Raw genomic sequence first — 20,129 nt, forward strand, 5'->3', positions numbered from 1 at the left:
CCGCGACTCAGTGGAAGAAGTGCCGCGTTCCGGTGAAGTACATCGTCACGCCCGCCTTCTTCGCGGCCTCGACGACCAGCTCGTCACGGACCGAACCACCGGGCTGGACGACCGCCTTCACGCCGGCCTCGACGAGGATCTCCAGACCGTCGGGGAAGGGGAAGAAGGCGTCGGAGGCGGCGTAGGAGCCCTGCGCGCGCTCGGCGCCCGCCCGCTCCACGGCCAGCTTCGCGGAGTCGACGCGGTTGACCTGGCCCATGCCGACGCCGACCGAGGCGCCGTCCTTGGCGAGGAGGATCGCGTTGGACTTCACCGCGCGGCAGGCCTTCCAGGCGAAGGACAGCTCGGCGAGCTCGGACGCGCTCAGCGCCTCGCCCGTGGCCAGCGTCCAGTTCGCCGGGTCGTCGCCGTCCGCCTGGAGGCGGTCGGTGACCTGGAGCAGCGCGCCGCCGTCGACGAGCTTGAGCTCGACCGGGTTGGCGGGGGCGGCCGGGGCCTTCAGGACGCGGATGTTCTTCTTCTTGGCGAGGGCCTCCAGTGCCCCCTCCTCGTAGTCCGGCGCGACGATGACCTCGGTGAAGATCTCGGCGACCTGCTCGGCCATCTCCTTGGACACCGGCCGGTTGACCGCGATCACGCCGCCGAACGCCGACAGCGGGTCACACGCGTGTGCCTTGCGGTGCGCCTCGGCGACGTCCGCGCCGACCGCGATACCGCAGGGGTTGGCGTGCTTGATGATCGCGACGGCGGGCTCGTCGTGGTCGTACGCGGCACGGCGGGCGGCGTCCGTGTCCGTGTAGTTGTTGTACGACATCTCCTTGCCGTGCAGCTGCTCGGCCTCGGCCAGGCCGCCACCGCTGCCGTCGACGTAGAGCGCGGCGGGCTGGTGCGGGTTCTCGCCGTAGCGGAGGGTGTTGTTGCGCTCCCAGGTGGCGCCCAGGAAGTCGGGGAACTGCGACTCGTCCACGGGCGCGTAGGAGGACGCGAACCAGGAGGCGACCGCCACGTCGTAGGACGCGGTGTGCTGGAACGCCTCGGCCGCGAGCCGCTTGCGGGTGGCGAGGTCGAAGCCGCCGTCCTGGACGGCGCTCAGGACGTCGGCGTACCGCGCGGGGCTGGTGACCACGGCCACCGAGGGGTGGTTCTTGGCGGCGGCGCGGACCATCGACGGACCGCCGATGTCGATCTGCTCCACGCACTCGTCCGGCGAGGCGCCCGAGGCGACGGTCTCGCGGAACGGGTAGAGGTTGACGACGACCAGGTCGAACGGCTCGACGCCCAGCTCGGCCAGCTGCCGCTGGTGGTCCTCCAGGCGCAGGTCGGCGAGGATGCCGGCGTGCACGCGCGGGTGCAGCGTCTTGACGCGGCCGTCCAGGCACTCGGGGAAGCCGGTGAGCTCCTCGACCTTGGTGACGGGGACGCCGGCGGCGGCGATCCGGCCCGCGGTGGACCCGGTGGAGACGAGCTCCACGCCCGCCTCGTGCAGGCCGCGCGCGAGGTCTTCCAGACCCGTCTTGTCGTAGACGCTGACGAGCGCCCGTCGGATGGCCCGCTTGTTGCTCTCGGCGGTCACTGGATAACTACCTTTCGTCCCTCAATGCGATAGCCGTTGCGGGCTAGCCGCCCCACGACATCGACGAGCAGCCTTCGCTCGACTTCCTTGATGCGCTCGTGCAGAGCGCTCTCGTCGTCCTCGTCCCGGATCTCCACCACGCCCTGCGCGATGATCGGTCCGGTGTCGACGCCGTCGTCGACGAAGTGGACGGTGCAGCCGGTGACCCGGGCGCCGTACGCGAGCGCGTCACGGACGCCGTGGGCGCCGGGAAAACTGGGCAGCAGCGCGGGATGGGTGTTCACGAACCGCCCGCCGTAGCGCGCGAGGAACTCCTTGCCCACGATCTTCATGAACCCGGCGGACACCACCAGGTCGGGCTCGTACGCGGCGGTCGCCTCGGCGAGCGCGGCGTCCCACTCCTCGCGGGTCCCGTAGTCCCTGACCTTGCACACGAAGGTCGGGATCCCGGCGCGCTCGGCACGGGCGAGCCCCTCGATGCCGTCGCGGTCGGCTCCTACGGCCACGATCTCGGCGCCGTAGGCCTCCGAGCCTGCCTGGCCGATGGTGTCGAGGAGCGCCTGGAGGTTGGTGCCGGATCCGGAGACCAGCACGACGAGGCGCTTGGCCACGGGCTTGGCGGCCACGGTGGGGCCCTTTCTCGGGGGAGCGTTTTCCGTACGGTCGACCGTATGTACGTTCGTACGAATGCTTCGCGCCCCGGGATACGGGGAAGTCTACGAAGCGGCCGGACGGCAGCAACGATACCGGCACTCCGGGCGGCCCCCACGGGACGGGGGCGTGGCCGGAAGGTAGCGTCTGGGAGGGCCCGAGTCGGGAACGTGGTCGTCGTGCGGTGCGTTTCCGAAGTGAAGGCTCACGCCAGACCGCCGTAAGACGTCGTATCACCTAGGGGAAGACGCTCACTTGATGCCGGACCGCAGCCTGCGACTCCTCACGCTCCCCCCGCAGTCGGTGCAGGGAGGGGAGCACCGCGGCGTGCTGCTGCGGGAGCGCCCCGCCTCTCCGCCCGACGCGCCCTCCGACAAGCCGGACCGGAAGGCGGAGGAGGACAACCCCTTCGCACCGCCGCCGGAGGGCACCCCGGACCGCCCGTGGGAGCCGCGGCGCCCGGCGGACGACTCCTCCTCCGACGACGACGGCGCCCGCTCCCCTTGGGGCGGCCAGTGGAGCGACCGTCAGCCGGGCCGCTCCTCCGGCGGCTTCGGCGAGCGCCCCGGCGGCGGTCCCGGACCCGAGGGCCAGGGCGGTCCCGGCCCCGGCACGGGCATGCGGTGGGACCCGACCGACCCGGGCCAGCGCCGAGCGCGTTACTCGCTCCTGAGCGGTATGTGGGCGTTCTTCTTCGCTCTCTTCAGCTGGCCGTACGTCGCCCTGCTGCTCGGCGCGCTCGCCCTGTACTGGGGCATCAGCGCGCTGCGCGCCAAGCCGCGCACCCCCGACCCGGACACCCCGGCGCCCGAATCGGTCGGCCGCCCCCAGCGGACGGCCGCGATCAGCGGCCTGGTCACCTCGTCCCTGGCGATCGCGGTGGTGACGGCGACGTTCGTCCTGCACCTGGTCTACAGCGACTACTACACCTGCACGAGCGACGCCCTCACCAACAAGGCCAAGCAGTCCTGCAGCCAGCTCGTACCGGAGAAGCTCCGGGACATCCTGGCCCCCGGCTGACGCGGGGAGCGGCGCCCGGCACACCTTGTGATCACGGGGTCTCCGGCGGGTCCTGCGGTGTCGACGTCTCCTTGAGTGCCGCCCAGCGGGTCTCGCGGGAGGCGTCGCCGTGCCAGGGCGAGCGCAGCGAGGTGGGGGTCCCCCCGCCCGGAGGGTGGGGGAGGGTCGCCGGGGCCGGGTAGGGGTCGGCGGGCAGGAAGTCGTACGGCTCGAAGGCGGGGTCGTCTTCGCCGGTGTCGTAGGACGTGGCGACGGTCGGGTTCGGTCGTCCGGCGGGCCTTCCGCGGGAGAACCAGCGGCGGGGCGAGGGCTTCGGGGCGGACGGGCCGGTCCCGTCGCCCGGGGAGAGCCGGTCGTCCGAGGGGGGCTCCAGGGTCCCGTCCGCCGCCGAGACCTTCGGAACGGCCTGACCGGCGCCCCTCTTCCGCCGGAACCGGCCGCGCGCGCGGCCGCCGGACGCCCGGGGCTCACCGGCCCCGGACTCGTGTCCCCCACCGATCTCCGATGAGCGCGCCACCGCCTCCGGACGCACCGCGCCGTGCCCCGGCTCGGGTACGCCCGTGCCCGTCGCCCGCGCCTGCGCCTTCCCGCTCTTCGGCTTCCGCACCCGCCGCTCCCGGCACCGCCATGCCCGCAGCCCCAGGGCCGTGGGGATCGCCACCACCGAGGTCCACGCCAGCGCCGCCGCTCCCGTCAGCCACCACACCGGACCGAACCAGGCGAGCGCGGCGACTCCGAGCGGTCCGCCCGCGAGTGCGGCGAGCGTCGCGACGGCGGCCGCACACAGCAGGGCCGCGAGCCCGGCGGTACCGGCGGTCCGGCCGCATGACCAGGGTGTGGCGGGCCGGTGCCCCGACCGCTCGCCCGTCTGCCCGGCGCCCCTCGCTTGTGCACCGACACCCTTGCCCGGCGCCACGACAGACGCCCCGGCCGTCGCTCCCACAGCGCCCCCGCCCCGCCCTCCGGCGAGCACCCCGCTCCCCTCGTCCGCTCTCCGACTCCCCGCCCGCCCCACGAACCGCCCCACCGTCACCCCGGCGACCACCGGCACTCCCGCGGCCGCCCAGTTCACCCACGTCCCCGGCCCCGGCCCCGGCACCGCCGCCAGCAGCGGGAACGGTGGCAGGAGAGGGGCGGGGGCGGAGGACAGGGGCCCCACCACATGCCCCGTTCCCAGGACGAAGCCCGGCCCCAGCGCGTACGACGCCGACCAGACGGCCGCGTTCGGCACCAGCGCCACGCACAGCAGCAGCACCGCGAACCGGCCCGACCAGCCCTCCGTCAGCTGGAGGAAGGAGAGCCGCGTCGCGTCGCCGTGCCACACCAGGGACGTTCCCAGGAGCAGCGCACCACCGCCCACCAGGACCGCCACCCCCGCGCCCGCGGCCCGCGCCGCCGTGCCGAGACGGCGGCGGGCGTCGGGGCCGAGGAGCAGACGCCGTAGCCCCGCGGGAAGCGACAGCAGCGCGGCGTCCACCGGTTCGCGCGGGCGGCCGTACGCCGTCCAGACCCCCGCACCCGCCGCCAGCGTCACGACCACCGGCACGCACACCGCCGTCCACACCCACGCCGGCCGCAGCTCACCGCCCGCCGCATACAGCGCGACCCCCGTCCCGACGGCGAGGTAGCCGAGGACCACCCCCGCGAACGCCGTCCATCCCGACGCCTCCGTGGAGTCGTCCACCGCGTCCCGCGCCGCGCGGTGCACCAGCCACACCGGCAGCACGACCAGCAGCAACGGCGTCACCCCCACCGGCGCCGGGACCCCGGACAGCGTGTCGGTACGCATCAGTTCCGCCCCGTGCGCCAACAGCCACAGCGCCGCCGTGACATGCAACGCACCACCCGGCCCGCTGTCCGGATACGGCGAACTGATCCACAGCACCATCACCAGCACGGCGAGCGAACCGAGCCCGAGCCCCGCCGCGAGCACGCCGGCCAGAAGGCTCGCGCCCAGTCCGGGCGATCGGTCCCGCAACCGGGTGAGCGGCGACGACTGGGGTGCTCGGCGAACGGTCATCTGGATCACGCCCGCCATGCTCCCAACGACACGCGCTTTCTCGTCGCAACAGGCGAACCCCCGAAGTGTCGCTCAATATACGACTATGTACTTTTTCGTACGAAGGGGCGCCCTGTGACCCGGAGCCCTGCGACCCCGCTCCCCCCGCCCGAGGAACGCCGACGCCTGCGCGAGGCCGGATCCTTGACGCAGGCTCAGGTCGCCGAACGGGTGGGCACCACCCGCGAGACGGTCCGCGCGTGGGAGTCCGGCCGTACGAACCCGCGGGGCCGGAAGCGGGAGGCCTACGCGAAGCTGCTGGACTCCTTGGCGGAGGTCGAGGTGACGGTCCCTCAAGAGGAGCCGACTCCCGAACCCGAGGCAGCAGCCGTCCCCCTGACTCCCGCTCAGGCCTTCGACGCGCTGTACGCGTTCTGCGCCCCGGCCCTCGTACGGCAGTCCTATCTGCTCACCGGGCGCCGTGAACTCGCCCGCGAATCGGTCGAGCGGGCCTTCCAACTCGCCTGGCAGCGCTGGCCCGAGGTGGCCGTCGACCGCGACCCCGCGGGCTGGGTACGCGCCACGGCGTACGAGTACGCCCTGTCCCCCTGGCACCGCTTCCGCCCGCGATTCCGGCACCCGGAGCCACCGCCCGCCGACGCGTCGGACCGCGCCCTCATGGACGTACTCCTCAAGCTCCCCCCGCCGTACCGCCGCACGTTGCTGTTGTACGACGGTGTGGGCCTCGGCCTGCCCGAGACCGCGGCGGAGACGGAGGCGAGCACGCCGGCGGCGGCGAACCGGCTGCTGCACGCGCGCGAGGCGGTCGCCACGAGGTTGCCTGCCCTGGCCGACCCCACTGAGCTGCACCGGCGGCTTACCGAACTCGCCTCGGCGGAACGTCTGCGGGCCGCGAAGCCGCCGACGGTGCGGACGGGGAGCGAGCGCAGGGCGCGGTTCTGGACGCGGGCGGCCATTGCGTTCACGGTGGCGCTGATCGGGACGACGGCACTGACGGTACGGACGGCTCCGACCCGCTACGAGCCGCCGGTCGCGCCGGGCGCGGAGATCCAGGGGGTGCCGCCACGGGTCGCGCAGGGCGCGTTGTCGGAGGCGGAGGCGGAACTGCGGGAGAAGCTGCGGGGTGGGATGACGAGTGGGCCGGAGAGGGTGCTACCGCTCAGTCGTTGACCGCGGGCCGGTGGGGGTTGGTCGCGCAGTTCCCCGCGCCCCTAAAAGCGTGGGTCCAGTGCACGTACCTCAGGGGCGCGGGGAACTGCGCGAACGGCCACGACGCGCCCGCAGCCGCCAGACCACGTCGCGAGGCAAATGCTTGAGCGCACTGTGGGCCCGCCCCCAACCGGGGAACGGGCCCACAACGCTCAGCCAGGCAGATGCTCAGCCGGCGAGGATCTCGCGAGCAAGCTTCGCCGTCTCGGTCGGCGTCTTGCCGACCTTGACGCCCGCGGCCTCGAGGGCCTCCTTCTTCGCGGCGGCCGTGCCGGAGGAGCCGGAGACGATGGCACCGGCGTGGCCCATGGTCTTGCCCTCGGGCGCGGTGAAGCCCGCGACGTAGCCGACGACCGGCTTCTTCACGTTCTCCGCGATGAACGCGGCCGCACGCTCCTCGGCGTCACCACCGATCTCACCGATCATGACGATCAGGTCGGTGTCGGGGTCGGCCTCGAACGCGGCGAGCGCGTCGATGTGCGTCGTACCGATGATCGGGTCGCCACCGATACCGACGGCCGACGAGAAGCCGATGTCACGCAGCTCGTACATCATCTGGTACGTCAGCGTGCCGGACTTCGAGACCAGACCGATGCGGCCCGGCTTGGTGATGTCGCCCGGGATGATGCCGGCGTTCGACTGGCCCGGCGTGATGAGACCGGGGCAGTTCGGGCCGATGATCCGGGTCTTGTTGCCCTGCGACACGGCGTACGCGTAGAACGCGGCCGAGTCGTGGACCGCGATGCCCTCGGTGATGACGACCGCGAGCGGGATCTCGGCGTCGATCGCCTCGACCACGGCGGCCTTGGCGAAGGCCGGCGGGACGAAGAGGACGGACACGTTCGCGCCCGTCTTCTCGATCGCCTCGGCGACCGTGCCGAAGACCGGGATCTCGTTGCCGTCGATGTCGACGGACGTGCCCGCCTTGCGCGGGTTCACGCCACCGACGATGTTCGTGCCGTCGGCCAGCATGAGCTTGGTGTGCTTCATGCCCGTGGCACCGGTCATGCCCTGGACGATGACCTTGCTGTCCTTGTTGAGGAAGATAGCCATGGCTGTTTTCCCTCGTCCTTACTTCGCAGCCGCGAGCTCGGCGGCCTTGTCGGCCGCGCCGTCCATGGTGTCCACGCGCTGGACCAGCGGGTGGTTGGCGTCGGAGAGGATCTTGCGACCCAGCTCGGCGTTGTTGCCGTCCAGACGGACGACCAGCGGCTTGGTGACTTCCTCGCCCTTGTCGGCGAGCAGCTGCAGCGCCTGGACGATGCCGTTGGCGACCTCGTCACAGGCGGTGATGCCACCGAAGACGTTGACGAACACGGACTTGACGTCCGGGTCGCCGAGGATGATCTCCAGGCCGTTCGCCATGACGGCGGCGGAGGCGCCACCGCCGATGTCGAGGAAGTTGGCCGGCTTCACGCCGCCGTGGTTCTCACCGGCGTACGCGACGACGTCCAGGGTGCTCATGACGAGACCCGCGCCGTTGCCGATGATGCCGACCTCGCCGTCGAGCTTGACGTAGTTGAGGTTCTTCTCCTTGGCGGCGGCCTCGAGCGGGTTGGCCGCGTCCTTGTCCTGGAGGGCCTCGTGTCCCGGCTGACGGAACTCGGCGTTCTCGTCGAGGGAGACCTTGCCGTCCAGGGCGATGACGTCACCGGAGGCGACCTTGGCCAGCGGGTTGACCTCGACGAGGAGAGCGTCCTCCTCGATGAAGGTCTTCCACAGGGTGACAAGGACGTTCTCGACCTTGTCGGCGACCTCGGCCGGGAAGTTCGCGGCCTCGACGATCTGGCGGGCGACCTCGGGGGTCACACCCACGTTGGCGTCGATCGGCGTCTTGGCGACGGCCTCGGGGCGGGTCTCCGCCACCTCCTCGATCTCCATGCCGCCCTCGACGGACGCGATGGAGAGGAAGGTGCGGTTGGCGCGGTCCAGGAGGAAGGAGACGTAGTACTCCTCCAGGATCTCCGGGGCCGTCTCGGCGATCATCACCTTGTGGACCGTGTGGCCCTTGATGTCCATGCCGAGGATGTTGGTCGCGTGCTCGACCGCCTCGTCGGCGGTCGCCGCCAGCTTCACGCCGCCGGCCTTGCCACGGCCACCGACCTTCACCTGAGCCTTGACGACGGACTTGCCACCGAGGCGCTCGGTGGCTGCGCGGGCCGCCTCAGGCGTGTCGATGACTTCACCGGCCAGCACCGGTACATCGTGCTTGGCGAAGAGGTCCCTCGCCTGGTACTCGAACAGGTCCACGCGCTTCCGTCCCTATCAGTGATCTCGCGGTTCGTTGTCTGCGTGGGCGTGCCGCGAGGGCAACGTGACGTCCGACCGTGTCTGTCACAAGGGAGGCGCACACGGTGTCCGAGCGCGCGGCATGTCCGTCTCGCAGGTTATCGCTGCTTGCGGGAGGCCCCTAAATCGAGGGTCACACCTGAGCGGTGATACCTGTCACATGATGCCGCCCTCACTGGCACGCTGTGCCGGATGTGAGGGGCCGAGGGGGTCATGGGGAAGGGCCTCACCGGGCTGGGGTTGACCCGGTGAGGCCCCTTGAGCAGCCCCTGAAGGGGCACGGGGCAGTCGATCCCCACCCCAATGGGGACCGCTCCGCCCCGTCCGTGAGGTGCCGGCCGGACAGACCGACGGCTTTCGGCCGTCCGGGTCCTGCGTCCTCACGGAGTCGGTCGGTCCGCCGCTCTGAGGGCGGCGGCGATGGGGGACGGTCAGGCGTTGTACGCGCCGCCGTACTGCTGCGCGTATCCCGGCGTGAGCGACTCGGCGACGCCCTGGACACCGGCGACGGCGTTCCCGGCGAGCGGGGTCACTCCGTCGACCGTGTGACCGACGACGGGTGCGACACCGCCGACGACCGGCGCCACGTCCCCGACGACGCCGTACGCGAAGGGAGCGACGTCACCCGTGACGCCGTACGCGAGGTTCCCGGCGCCGCCCGTGACGCCCTGCACGACGGGCTGGACGAGGCCGACGACGGGCTGCGCGACCCCCTGCGCGAAGGAGTGGGCCTCCGCCGTCACGTCGTACGCCAGATCGGTGGTGTGCCCGGCCACGCCGTACCCGAGCGGCGCGACGCCGCCCACGACGGGCCGGACGTCGCCGACCACGCCGTACGCCAGCCCGTCCGCGTCCGCGACGGCCTGCCCCGCGACCGGGGCCACGCCGTGCACGGCGCCATACGCGACCGGCGGCAGCACGGCACCGGTGGCATCGACGGCGACCTGACCGACGAGACCGGTGGCGTAGCCGGGCACGTCGGTGACGACGCCGTCCACGACGGGGTGGAGGTCGGCGACCGCGCCGGTGGCGACGGGGGCGACGCCGTGAACGGCCGCACCGGCGAGGTGGTCGACGTCGCCGACGGTGGCGGTGGCGACGGGCCGGACGCCGTGGACTGCCGTCCCGGCGGTCTGCCCCACGCCCTGGACGGCACCGGCGCCGACCGGCTGGACGTCGGCCACGACGCCGTGGGCGAGCGCGGTCGCGGCGCCGACGGTGTGGTGGGCGGTGTGCGCGACACCGGCGACCGTGCCGCCGACGACCGGCGTGACCTCGCCGACCGTGTGGCCGACGACCGGGGTGACGCCGTTGACCACGCCGTGGGCGACCGGGCTCACACCCTCCACCGTGCCGGTGGCCACCGGGACGGCCCCGGCGACGGCGTGCTCGGCGGTCGGGACGACACCGGCGACCGTCCAGTCGGCGACCGGGACCACTCCGTCCACGGCGGCGGTGGCCAGCGGGGGGACGGCCGCCGCGACCGTCTCGTCGACGATCGGGGCGACGGTGCCGGGAACGGCGTCCACGGTGCCCGTGATGTGGCTCGGGACGGAGGAGACGCTCGCCCCGGCGGCCGTCGTGACGGTTCCGGCCTCGCCCCGGGCGACGGTGAGCGCGTCGCCGGCGCGTCCCTCGGTCCCGGTGACCGTGGCCTGCGCGGCGCCGGTCACGCCGGTGGCGGTGCGGCCCGCGCCCGCGACGGTCTGCCGCGCCTTGGTCCGTACGACGCCGTCGACGCCCTGGGCGTGGGTACGGGCCGCCGACTGGACACCCTGGAGCTTGGTCTGGGCGCCGGCCAGGGCCCGCTCGAGCTCCGGGGCGAAGGCGGCGAGGGGGCCGAAGAGGTAGTCGACGTCGTCCTGCGGGGCAGTCGCGTCGGAGACGGTGGCCCGGGCGGTGGTGACGGTCTCGTTCACTGTGGCCTTGGCCTTCGCCTGCGTGGCACGGGCGGCCTTCGCGCCCTGGATGGCCGCGGCGCCCTTGATCTTCGAGGCCTTGTTCGAGGTCGCGGTGGTCTGCGGGACGGTGACCTTCGCGTCCACGTAGCGGCGGGCCTGATCGGTGGTGGCGATGCCTGCCGTCTCGGAGACCGTGTCGGTCGCCTTGGGCGTGGCCGTCGCGGCGGTGTTCTCGGCTGTCGAGGTCACGCCGGAGACGGTGTCCCGCACCTCGGTGACAGCGCCGTCGACCGTGCCGGTCAGGGCGTCCGTGACGTCGGTCGTCGTGTCGGACACGGACAGCGAGGAGGCGGGCAGTTCGTCAGCGCTGGCCACGGAGGAGCCGAGCGCCCACGCGCCGGTGACGCCGGCGGCTATGACGATGGAGCGGCGGATGTTCTTGTTCATACGTGCGTCAGATCCTTAGATCCTGGGAGGTCCGAAGCTCCCCGGAGGCCTGGGACGGACGGGCTCCTGAACGCCGAGGGCGGCCTTTCAGGAGGAGGTCCGTGGCGGAGCTCCGGTGCTTCGGATGGCTGGGGACACTTCCGGTGCCGGTTCCGGCCGCGATGCCCCGGGGCGGGGTCCTGCGGGTTCGGATTCGGCTTCGGCGGTTTCTGTCCGGTGGTCCCAAGGGGGTCCGGACGGCGGGCGGACCTGTTCCGCCCCCGCGGCGGCAGGTCTACGGCGGAGGGGGTCCTGCCCTATGCCGGAGAAACCGGAATGTCCCGGTGCCGGTCCCGGGTCTCGAACGCGTCAGCACGCACAGCGGCTCCGGCCACGAGCCGCACCGCCGCCCGGTGGTTCAGGGAGACGGCATGCGCGTCCCCGTGCCGCGACGAACCGCTGTCCGCCGTCGACCGGTTGCCCAGCGCACCGCTCTGGTCATCGCCGGGCGTCTGCGGTACGGCGGCGTGGGCGCCCTGCACGGCAGGGTGCCCGCCGGTCTTCGCCGCAGAACCCGTCGTGGGCGAACCGGCAACGGACGGCGGACCGTAGAAGGTGGCCGTGGCCGCTGCCTTGCCGGAGCGCCGTCCGACGACGTCGCCCTGGGGCGAGTCGGCCACCGGGGACTCCGGCTGGGGCGTCGTCGCCGGCGGTGTGTGTCCCGGGAGCGTCTGCCCCGGGAGCGCGGGCAGACCCGGCAGGGTCGGCAGCTCCGGAAGCTCGGGCAGGCCGGGCGGCTCGGTCACAGGCGGGGACGGCGGACTCGGCAGCGGCGGCATCTGCGCCTGCGCCTGACCCAGTTGCTCGGTCACCGTGTCCACCAGGTCGCCGACCGGCTGGAGGACCTTGCCGTCCACGACACCGACGACCTGCTCGGTCACCGGTCGGAGGACCTTGTCGTCGACCGACGCCGGGTCGGCCGACGTCGGGAGGGTGTCCGTCCGGGGTGTGGTGTGAGGGACCTCGGGTTCGGCCGGCGGCTTCGCCAACCGCCCCACCGCGCCGCTCGTCAACGACCGGACGCCGTGCGCCGGATCCGCCGGAGCGGCCCCGGATGTCGCTGTCGTCGTCGGTATGCCCTCCGCCGCGCTCGCCTGTCCTCCGCAGAGGAACCCGAGTGCGAACAACCCGCCCACCAGCAGCGCCACTTGCAGCGCACGCCGCCCGGCCGCCGTGCGCAGACTGCGCAGAGCGGCACCGGACAGTGCGGCCGGCCAGGTCAAGAGGGTGGTCCTCCCGTGCGGCGGAACGAATCACGCGTGACGAGCGACGAAGTCGGTGCGACGCGGTACGGACGAGCGGTGCGCGACGCACCGCTGACGAGGCACCGATACTCGCACGGGAGTGCGGAGGTTACGCAAGCCCCCCGTTACCGATGCGACTCATGTCCGTTTTGCTGTCCCAATTCGGATGTCGCTGGGTCGACAAGTCACCACCGATTCACCGTTGTTCCTCTCTCTTCCGGTCTCTTCCGGCCGCCGGTCCGTTCCCCGTCATGCCGTGTCCGGGACGGGGATGGGCCGCTTCTCGATCGCCGCCGCCATCACCTCCGGGAACAGGTCGGGGGTACAGGCGAAGGCCGGTGCGCCCAGCGCGGCGAGCGCGGCCGCGTGCTCCCTGTCGTACGCGGGAGCCCCTTCGTCGGACAGCGCGAGCAGCGTCACGAACTGCACCCCCGACGCCTTCATCGCCGCCACCCGCTTCAGCATCTCGTTCCGTATGCCGCCCTCGTACAGGTCGCTGATCAGCACGACCACCGTCTCGGCGGGCCGGGTGATCTGCGACTGGCAGTACGCGAGCGCCCGGTTGATGTCCGTACCGCCGCCGAGCTGGGTGCCGAACAGGACGTCGACCGGATCGTCGAGCTGGTCGGTGAGGTCGACCACCGCGGTGTCGAAGACGACGAGCCGGGTGTTGATGGACCGCATGGAGGCGAGGACCGCCCCGAACACGGACGCGTAGACGACCGACGCCGCCATCGACCCCGACTGGTCGATACAGAGGATGACCTCCTTCTTCACCGACTGCGACGCCCGCCCGTACCCGATGAGCCGCTCCGGCACGATCGTCCGGTACTCCGGCAGGTAGTGCTTGAGGTTGGCCGCGATCGTGCGGTTCCAGTCGATGTCGTGGTGGCGGGGCCGGCTGATACGGGCGCTGCGGTCGAGGGCGCCGGTGAGGGTCGCCCGGGTGCGTGTGGCGAGCCGCTTCTCCAGATCCTCGACGACCTTGCGGACCACGGCCCGTGCCGTCTCCTTCGTCGTCTCCGGCATCGCCTTGTTGAGCGAGAGCAACGTGCCGACGAGATGCACATCGGCCTCCACCGCCTCCAGCATCTCCGGCTCGAGCAGCAGACCGGCGAGACCGAGCCGCTCGATCGCGTCACGCTGCATCACCTGCACGACGGAGGACGGGAAGTACGTCCGGATGTCCCCGAGCCACCGCGCCACGGAGGGCGCCGAGGCCCCCAGCCCCGCGGCACGCTCCCGCCCCGACTGCCCCGGCCTGTCCCCCTTCCCGTACAGCGCGGCGAGCGCCCCGTCCATCGCGGCATCCCGCCCCCCGAGCGCACACCCGGTCCCGTCGGCGGCATCACCCCCGAGCACCAGCCGCCAACGCCGCAGCCGCTCCTGCGCCGGGTCCACCATGTCGACCGTCATCCGGACACCCCCACGAGAGACTTCGCCGTCGAACACGTTGCCGCGGACCCCGTTGCCGCGGACCGCGTTGCGGAAGGCAGCCCCGTCGCGCGCTTCCCTGTCGCGGGTCGCGCCGCAGGCCGCGTCGCCGAAGGAGAGGCTGCCGCGAGCTGCGCTGCCGGAACAGGCGCCTTACCGACGCGCCCGGTCGTGGGTCGCGCTGCCGGGCAAGGCGTCGCGGCGAGTCGCCCGGTCGCGGGCCGCGTCGTGGAGGGAGCCGCCGCCGTGGGTCTTCCTGCCGCGGGCCACGCCACCGAAGGAGGCGCTGTTGCAAGCGGCTCAGTCGGCGGCCGCTCCGTCATAGCCCTCTCCGTCACAGGCACCGCAGCCGCAAGGCGTCCCGGCGCGGGCACCGTCGTGCGGGGCCGTGCCCAGAGCGGCATCACGCTCACGATCGCCGTCAAGGCATCTGTCGCCAGGGCCCCTTGCCCGTCGCTGAGGACGGCCGCCGCCTCCGCGGACCTCCTCGGCTCGCCCGGTCCGTCGGTCGTCATCGCCCCACCCCCACAAGGTCGTTGTCGTCGGCGCCCACGGGGTCGCCGTCCAGTCCCAGCAGCAGCCGCACCACCGGCAGCACCGCATCCGCACGCGCGGTATCGAGATCGGCCCCGAAACCGGGTATGCCGACGCCGCCGCCCGCCGCACTCCCCCGCTCACCCGGCCCTCGCCGGACCAGTTCGCCGAGCGTCCGCCGCACCCCCGGCTCGTACGCCGAGAAGGTCCGCCGCAGCAACGGCAGCACATCCGTGAACGCCTCCGCCGGCACCCCGGTCAGCCAGGCGTCGACCAGCCCGAGCAACCGCTCGTCGTGCACGAGCAGCAGCCCGCCCCCGGCACCACCGCCGACGAACCCCTCGATCCACGCGGCCGCATCCGCGGGCGGCGTCCCCGGCGACAGCACGAGCCCCATGAGCCGCGCCGCTTCGTCCTGCCCCAACTCCCCGTCGTCCAGCAGCAACCGCACCGCCCGTCCCCGGACGACCCCGGGCACGGTGTCCCGGCCCGACAGCACGCGCAGCACGGACCGCCAGCGGAGGCGGAGGTCACGGTGGGACGAGCCGAGGGCGCCGGGCAGGGGGTTCTCGACGGGCGGCACGGCGGCGTGTGCGGGCTCGCTGTCGTCGGGTGTTCCCTCCGCCGCCAGCACATCCGCCAGCAACCCCACCGCCCCGTGCACCGCGTCCACATGCCCCCGCATCTCCTCGGCCGCGTCCGCGTCGAGCGCGGCGCACGCCGGGGGAAGACCGACGAAGACCCGTTCGGCGAGACCCGCGGCGACCTCTGTGAGGGCGTGGGTGTCCGTGCCGCGCACGTCGCCGTAGCGCAGGGAGCGGACCAGGGCGGGCAGGGCCTGGGCGAGATGGCCGACATCGGCCTCGAGCGCGGCGCGGTCGGCGAGGACCCGCATCACCACAGGGAGCGCTTCGGGCAGTTCGGCCAGAAGGCAACGCTCGGCGAGTGCGGTGACATCGGCGAGGCTCTGCGCGGTGACGGCGTCCGCCTGCGCCTTGGCGGTCGCCGCGGCGAGCACGGTCGTCCCCCACACGCCGGCCTCCGCGACCCGCACGGACAGCTCGGGCTCCCACCTCAGCCGCCACGTCTCCCGGAACGTCCCCGTACTCCCCCGCGACGCCACCGGCTCACCCCACCCGATGCCCAGCAGCCGCAGCCGGTGCAGCAGCCTGCTGCGCCCCGCGTCGGTCTCCTTGCGCAGGTCGAGCTCCAGATCCCGCTCCAGCGCCTCCGGCTTGAGCCGCAGCCGACGCTGCGTCCGGTCGAGATCCCGCTGCAACGGCACCGCGGGCGCCCCCTGCGGCACCTCCCCCAGCACATCCCCCACGACGAGCCGGTCGTGCACCAGCGACAGCGGCACGTCCGAGCCCTCGCACATCACCGCCCGCACCGCGTCGGTCGTCTCGCTCAGCCCCGCCAGCGGGCGGCCGCGCATCGCGGCGAGAGTCTGCGCGAGCCGCACCGCCTCGATGACATGGGCCGACGAGACGATCCGGTCCTCCTCCCGCAGCAGCCCCGCCACCTTGGTCATCCACCGCTCCACCGGACGGTCCGCCGCGCCGAACAGATGCCCGTACCAACCCGGCGAGTCGATACCGGCCCCGTATCCGCTGACCCGGGCCAGCCGCCGGTACGTCCACGGCACCCACGTCATGTCCGCCTTGACCTTGGGCAGCCCCTTCAGCAGTGCCCGGTCGGCGGTGACGGCCGTCCTCTCCCGCAGCGCGGGCACATGCCACGCCCCGCACACCACGGCCACCCCGCCCCCGAACTCCCGCTGAGCCGCCCGTACTTGGAGCCGCATATACGCCTCCCGCACGAGATCCCGCTCATGCCCCCCGCTCCCGTACGCCTCCCGCAGCGCCCCCATGGCCTCCTCGACCACGACGAACGGCGCGAACACATCCCCGGCACCGTCCCCCCGGTGCTCGACGACGTCCTCCCACCACCGCTCGGGGTCGTCGTAACCAGCGGTTTCGGCGAGCACGGCGAGGGGGTCGATCCGGAGGCCGGTGCGGGCGACCGGATCGGGGGCACCGTCACCCGCTTCCGCACGGGAGCCGGGAGCCGTTCCGAAGTCGGGAGAGCCGGGTGTCTCCCCCACTGCCACGTCGAACCGCCCCTCCTCCCATGCCAACGAGTGCGTCGCCGGCAGGTCGATGAACCTCGCCGGGACGTCGCGCTCCAGGGCCCACCGGATCGCCACCCACTCCGGGGAGAACTCGGCGAGGGGCCAGAACGCCGAGCGGCCCGGCTCGTCTACGGCGTGGGCGAGGAGAGCGACCGGTGGCCGCATGTCCGCGTCGGCGGCCAGCGGGATCAGGGCGTCGGCCTCGGGCGGACCCTCGATCAGGACGACCCGCGGCCGGGCCGCCTCCAGCGCCGCCCGCACGGCCCGCGCGGAACCGGGCCCGTGATGCCGTACGCCGAGCAGCAGCGGCTCCCTGCCGCCGACTGCCGCTCCCCCCTCACCCGCGACCGCCCCGCTCCCAGCGCCCGCTGTCGGCTCGCTCCCGTCGCTCACGGCCGCCCCACCCCCGTCCCTCTCACTTCCTGTCACACCGTCCCCCTCCCCTCCAGAACCACCGATCACCGATCACCGGCCGCCGGTCCCTGACCGCCGCACCACACCGCCGACGCCCCCGCACGTCATGAACACCGAGCCACGCGACCCCTGGCTCCCGCCCGAGCCTCCCGATCCACCCGAGCCGCCCGGGCCCTGGCCTCCGCCGGGGCGGCCCCACCCCAGGTCGTCCCGGCTCACGCGCTCACCTCCCGACAGGCGCGGTAGAAGTCCTTCCAGTCGTGGCGTTCCCGGACGACCGCCTCCAGGTACTCCTGCCAGATGACACGGTCGGCCGCCGGATCGCGGACCACGGCGCCGAGGATGCCCGCGGCGACGTCGCCGGCCCGGAGTACGCCGTCGCCGAAGTGGGCGGCGAGGGCGAGCCCGTTGGTGATGACGGAGATCGCCTCCGCCGTCGACAGCGTGCCGCTGGGCGACTTGACCTTCGTGCGGCCGTCGGACGTGATCCCGTCGCGCAGTTCGCGGAAGACGGTCACCACCCGGCGGATCTCGTCGACCCCCTCGGGCACGGCCGGCAGGTCGAGGGAGCGGCCGATCTGGTCCACGCGCCGCGAGACGATGTCGACCTCGGCCTCGACGCTGTCCGGCAGCGGCAGCACGACCGTGTTGAAACGGCGGCGCAGGGCGCTGGAGAGGTCGTTGACCCCGCGGTCGCGGTCGTTGGCCGTGGCGATGAGGTTGAAGCCGCGGACGGCCTGCACCTCCTGCCCCAACTCCGGTATCGGCAGCGTCTTCTCGGAGAGGATCGTGATGAGCGTGTCCTGCACGTCGGCGGGGATGCGCGTCAGCTCCTCCACCCGCGCCGTCATCCCCTGCGCCATGGCCCGCATCACCGGGCTGGGCACCAGCGCGTCACGGCTGGGGCCGTTGGCGAGCAGCTGCGCGTAGTTCCAGCCGTACCGGATCGCCTCCTCCGGTGTGCCGGCCGTGCCCTGCACCAGCAGGGTCGAGTCGCCGCTGACCGCCGCGGCCAGGTGCTCGGACACCCAGGTCTTCGCGGTGCCGGGGACACCGAGCAGAAGCAGGGCGCGGTCGGTGGCGAGCGTGGTGACCGCGACCTCGACGAGGCGGCGCGGCCCCACATACTTCGGTGTGATGACCGTGCCGTCGGGAAGCGTGCCGCCGAGCAGGTACGTCGCCACCGCCCACGGGGACAGCTTCCAGCGGGCCGGGCGCGGGCGGTCGTCCTGGGCCGCCAGCGCGGTGAGTTCGGCGGCGAAGGCGTCCTCGGCGTGCGGACGCAACTCCTCCGTCGGCTCGTTCTCGGGTGATGCGGATGCTTCGACAGACATCGCGTCCACGGACACAGACATGGCTGAGAGCCCCCTCCAGCTCGGCCGGTTCGGATCTGTCACCCACGTTGCACCACGCCACTGACAACGCGATCTGACCTGCGGAAACCTGCTGGCGAGGGCGCTCGCCGGACCGATTGTCAGTGGTGGGATCTACCTTCGATGACATGACTCAGCAGGGGGTGCGCTGGAGCGCGGACCAGGTGCTGGCACTGGCGCCTGACGCCGCATCACGCAAAGCGGGAAGCAAACTCGGGGCGGCGGGGCCGTGGTCCGAGGCGGGGAGTTCCGACGAGGGGACGGTGTGGGGGCAGTGCAAGGGCAGTGGCAGCAAGCCGTATCAGACGGTCGTCGACATCGCGGACGTGTCCGGGCCGGCGTACAAGTGCAGTTGTCCGAGCCGCAAGTTCCCGTGCAAACACGCCCTCGGGCTGCTGTTGCTCTGGGCGGGCGAGGACGGCGCGGTGCCGCGGGGGCAGGCGCCGGACTGGGCGGAGCAGTGGCTGGAGGGGAGAAGGAAGCGGGCGGAGGAGAAGAAGGACGCGACGGCGTCCGCCGGCGGCGGTGGTGATCCGGAGGCGGCCAGGCGCAGGGCGGAGCGCCGGGCCACGCTGGTCACCGCGGGGGCGACGGAGCTGGAGCAGCGCCTCGCGGATCTGCTGCGCGGCGGGCTCGCCGGTGCGGAGCAGGCGGGGTACGGGATGTGGGAGGAGACCGCGGCCCGCATGGTCGACGCCCAGGCACCCGGACTCGCTGCCCGGGTGCGGGAGTTGGGGGCGATTCCGTCGTCCGGTCCGGGCTGGCCGGTGCGGCTGCTGGAGGAGTGCGCGCTCCTCCACCTCCTGGACCAGGGCTGGCTGCGGCGCGAGCGGCTGCCCGGGGATCTGGCGGCGACGGTCCGTTCCCGTATCGGGCTGCCCGCCTCGGCGGACGGGCCGGCGGTGCGGGACCGCTGGCTGGTGCTCGCCCAGTACGACACGGCGGACGCCCGGCTGACGACCCGCCGGATCTGGCTGCACGGCGCCGAGTCCGGGCGCATGGCCCTGCTCCTCTCCTTCGGCGCCGCCGGCCGCGCTCCCGAACTGGCTCTGCCGGTGGGCCTGGTCCTGGAGGCGGAGGTGTCCGCGTACCCGGGTGCCGGGCAGGTGCGGGCGGCGCTGGGCGAACAGTTCGCACCACCGGCGCCCGCGGAGATACGCCCGCCGGGGACGACCACGGCCCAGGCGGCGGCCCGTTACGGCGAGGCGCTGCGCGACGACCCGTGGCTGGACTCGGTCCCGGTGACGCTGGACCGGGTCGTCCCGACCCCGGACGGCGACACGTGGCAACTGGCGGACGCCGGCGGGGACACGGCGCTGCCGCTCACCCCTACCGCCCACTCCCGCCCGGGCCTGTGGCGCCTGGTCGCCCTCTCGGGCGGCGCCCCGGTGAAGGTCTTCGGCGAGTGCGGCCACCGCGGCTTCACCCCGCTGACGGCCTGGCCCGAGGGGGCGGGCGAAGGGGTGGCGCTGTACTGAGACGGCCGGAGCACGGGCCGTCCTGCCGCACAGCCGTCCGCGTACCCAGGCCGAGCGCGCGGCGCGCCCTCGCCGGCGCGACGCCACGGACGTACCCGCCCACCGCACCACAAGTACCACCCGGCCACCGGCTCCGCGGCACCCGCACACGCCGACGCCGATTCCATCCGCGCCGACCTCGGAGGACATACGGACACCAACGTCCACGCCACGCGCACCGGCCGCGCGGCACACACGGACTCGGACGACAACACCCACGTCACCCGCTGCCATCGCGCGGCCCACACAGGCACCGGTACCTGCACCGGTGTCCCCTCGCACTCCCGCACCTCCGGACACACCCACCGCCCCACCTCCCCCGCACGCCACGGC

Annotated in this window: 13 protein-coding genes; 3 read left to right on the forward strand and 10 right to left on the reverse strand. The window is 73.1% G+C overall.

The window, feature by feature from the left end:
- Positions 1 to 7 precede the first annotated feature (7 nt).
- Positions 8 to 1,573 carry a bifunctional phosphoribosylaminoimidazolecarboxamide formyltransferase/IMP cyclohydrolase gene (gene purH / locus QF037_RS19125; RefSeq protein WP_307026895.1) on the reverse strand — a complete coding sequence of 522 codons (1,566 nt, stop codon included), beginning with the start codon at positions 1,571 to 1,573 and terminating at the stop codon, positions 8 to 10.
- Positions 1,570 to 2,199: a phosphoribosylglycinamide formyltransferase gene (purN, locus tag QF037_RS19130; RefSeq protein ID WP_307026898.1), complete on the reverse strand. Its 630-nt coding sequence runs from the start codon at positions 2,197 to 2,199 to the stop codon at positions 1,570 to 1,572. Before purN ends, purH begins: the two co-directional genes overlap by 4 nt.
- 283 nt (positions 2,200 to 2,482) lie before the next feature.
- Here purN and QF037_RS19135 point away from each other — a divergent pair, with 283 nt between their 5' ends.
- Positions 2,483 to 3,244, forward strand: coding sequence for a hypothetical protein (locus QF037_RS19135; RefSeq protein WP_307026899.1), 762 nt, complete (start codon positions 2,483 to 2,485; stop codon positions 3,242 to 3,244).
- 31 nt (positions 3,245 to 3,275) lie between these two features.
- Here QF037_RS19135 and QF037_RS19140 read toward each other — a convergent pair whose 3' ends face one another.
- Complete coding sequence (locus QF037_RS19140) at positions 3,276 to 5,282, reverse strand: cell division protein PerM (RefSeq protein ID WP_307026901.1); 2,007 nt, start codon at positions 5,280 to 5,282, stop codon at positions 3,276 to 3,278.
- A 96-nt stretch (positions 5,283 to 5,378) separates the two neighbouring features.
- Here QF037_RS19140 and QF037_RS19145 point away from each other — a divergent pair, with 96 nt between their 5' ends.
- Positions 5,379 to 6,434 carry a helix-turn-helix domain-containing protein gene (locus QF037_RS19145; RefSeq protein ID WP_307026903.1) on the forward strand — a complete coding sequence of 352 codons (1,056 nt, stop codon included), beginning with the start codon at positions 5,379 to 5,381 and terminating at the stop codon, positions 6,432 to 6,434.
- Between the two features lie 207 nt (positions 6,435 to 6,641).
- Here QF037_RS19145 and sucD read toward each other — a convergent pair whose 3' ends face one another.
- The 7 genes from sucD to QF037_RS19180 all read right to left on the reverse strand — a co-directional run bounded on the left by sucD (position 6,642) and on the right by QF037_RS19180 (position 18,261).
- On the reverse strand, positions 6,642 to 7,526 hold the full coding sequence (gene sucD / locus QF037_RS19150; protein WP_046261564.1) for a succinate--CoA ligase subunit alpha: 885 nt from the start codon (positions 7,524 to 7,526) through the stop codon (positions 6,642 to 6,644).
- A gap of 18 nt (positions 7,527 to 7,544) precedes the next feature.
- Positions 7,545 to 8,723 carry an ADP-forming succinate--CoA ligase subunit beta gene (sucC, locus tag QF037_RS19155; RefSeq protein WP_067438131.1) on the reverse strand — a complete coding sequence of 393 codons (1,179 nt, stop codon included), beginning with the start codon at positions 8,721 to 8,723 and terminating at the stop codon, positions 7,545 to 7,547.
- Positions 8,724 to 9,193: 470 nt separating this feature from the next.
- Positions 9,194 to 11,110 (reverse strand): hypothetical protein, encoded by a 1,917-nt coding sequence (locus QF037_RS19160; protein ID WP_307026905.1) that lies wholly within the window; start codon positions 11,108 to 11,110, stop codon positions 9,194 to 9,196.
- Between the two features lie 296 nt (positions 11,111 to 11,406).
- On the reverse strand, positions 11,407 to 12,372 hold the full coding sequence (locus QF037_RS19165) for a hypothetical protein (protein WP_307026907.1): 966 nt from the start codon (positions 12,370 to 12,372) through the stop codon (positions 11,407 to 11,409).
- A gap of 270 nt (positions 12,373 to 12,642) precedes the next feature.
- Positions 12,643 to 13,809, reverse strand: a complete 1,167-nt coding sequence (locus QF037_RS19170) for a VWA domain-containing protein (protein ID WP_307026909.1) — start codon at positions 13,807 to 13,809, stop codon at positions 12,643 to 12,645.
- Between the two features lie 529 nt (positions 13,810 to 14,338).
- Positions 14,339 to 16,798 carry a DUF5682 family protein gene (locus QF037_RS19175; RefSeq protein WP_307037252.1) on the reverse strand — a complete coding sequence of 820 codons (2,460 nt, stop codon included), beginning with the start codon at positions 16,796 to 16,798 and terminating at the stop codon, positions 14,339 to 14,341.
- 323 nt (positions 16,799 to 17,121) lie between these two features.
- Positions 17,122 to 18,261, reverse strand: coding sequence for an ATP-binding protein (locus QF037_RS19180; RefSeq protein WP_307026910.1), 1,140 nt, complete (start codon positions 18,259 to 18,261; stop codon positions 17,122 to 17,124).
- Positions 18,262 to 18,407: 146 nt separating this feature from the next.
- On the opposite strand from QF037_RS19180, the gene QF037_RS19185 reads away from it, so the two are divergent.
- Complete coding sequence (locus QF037_RS19185; RefSeq protein WP_307026912.1) at positions 18,408 to 19,757, forward strand: SWIM zinc finger family protein; 1,350 nt, start codon at positions 18,408 to 18,410, stop codon at positions 19,755 to 19,757.
- Positions 19,758 to 20,129 lie beyond the last annotated feature (372 nt).

It is taken from the genome of Streptomyces canus, from assembly GCF_030815415.1.
Classification (GTDB): domain Bacteria; phylum Actinomycetota; class Actinomycetes; order Streptomycetales; family Streptomycetaceae; genus Streptomyces; species Streptomyces canus_F.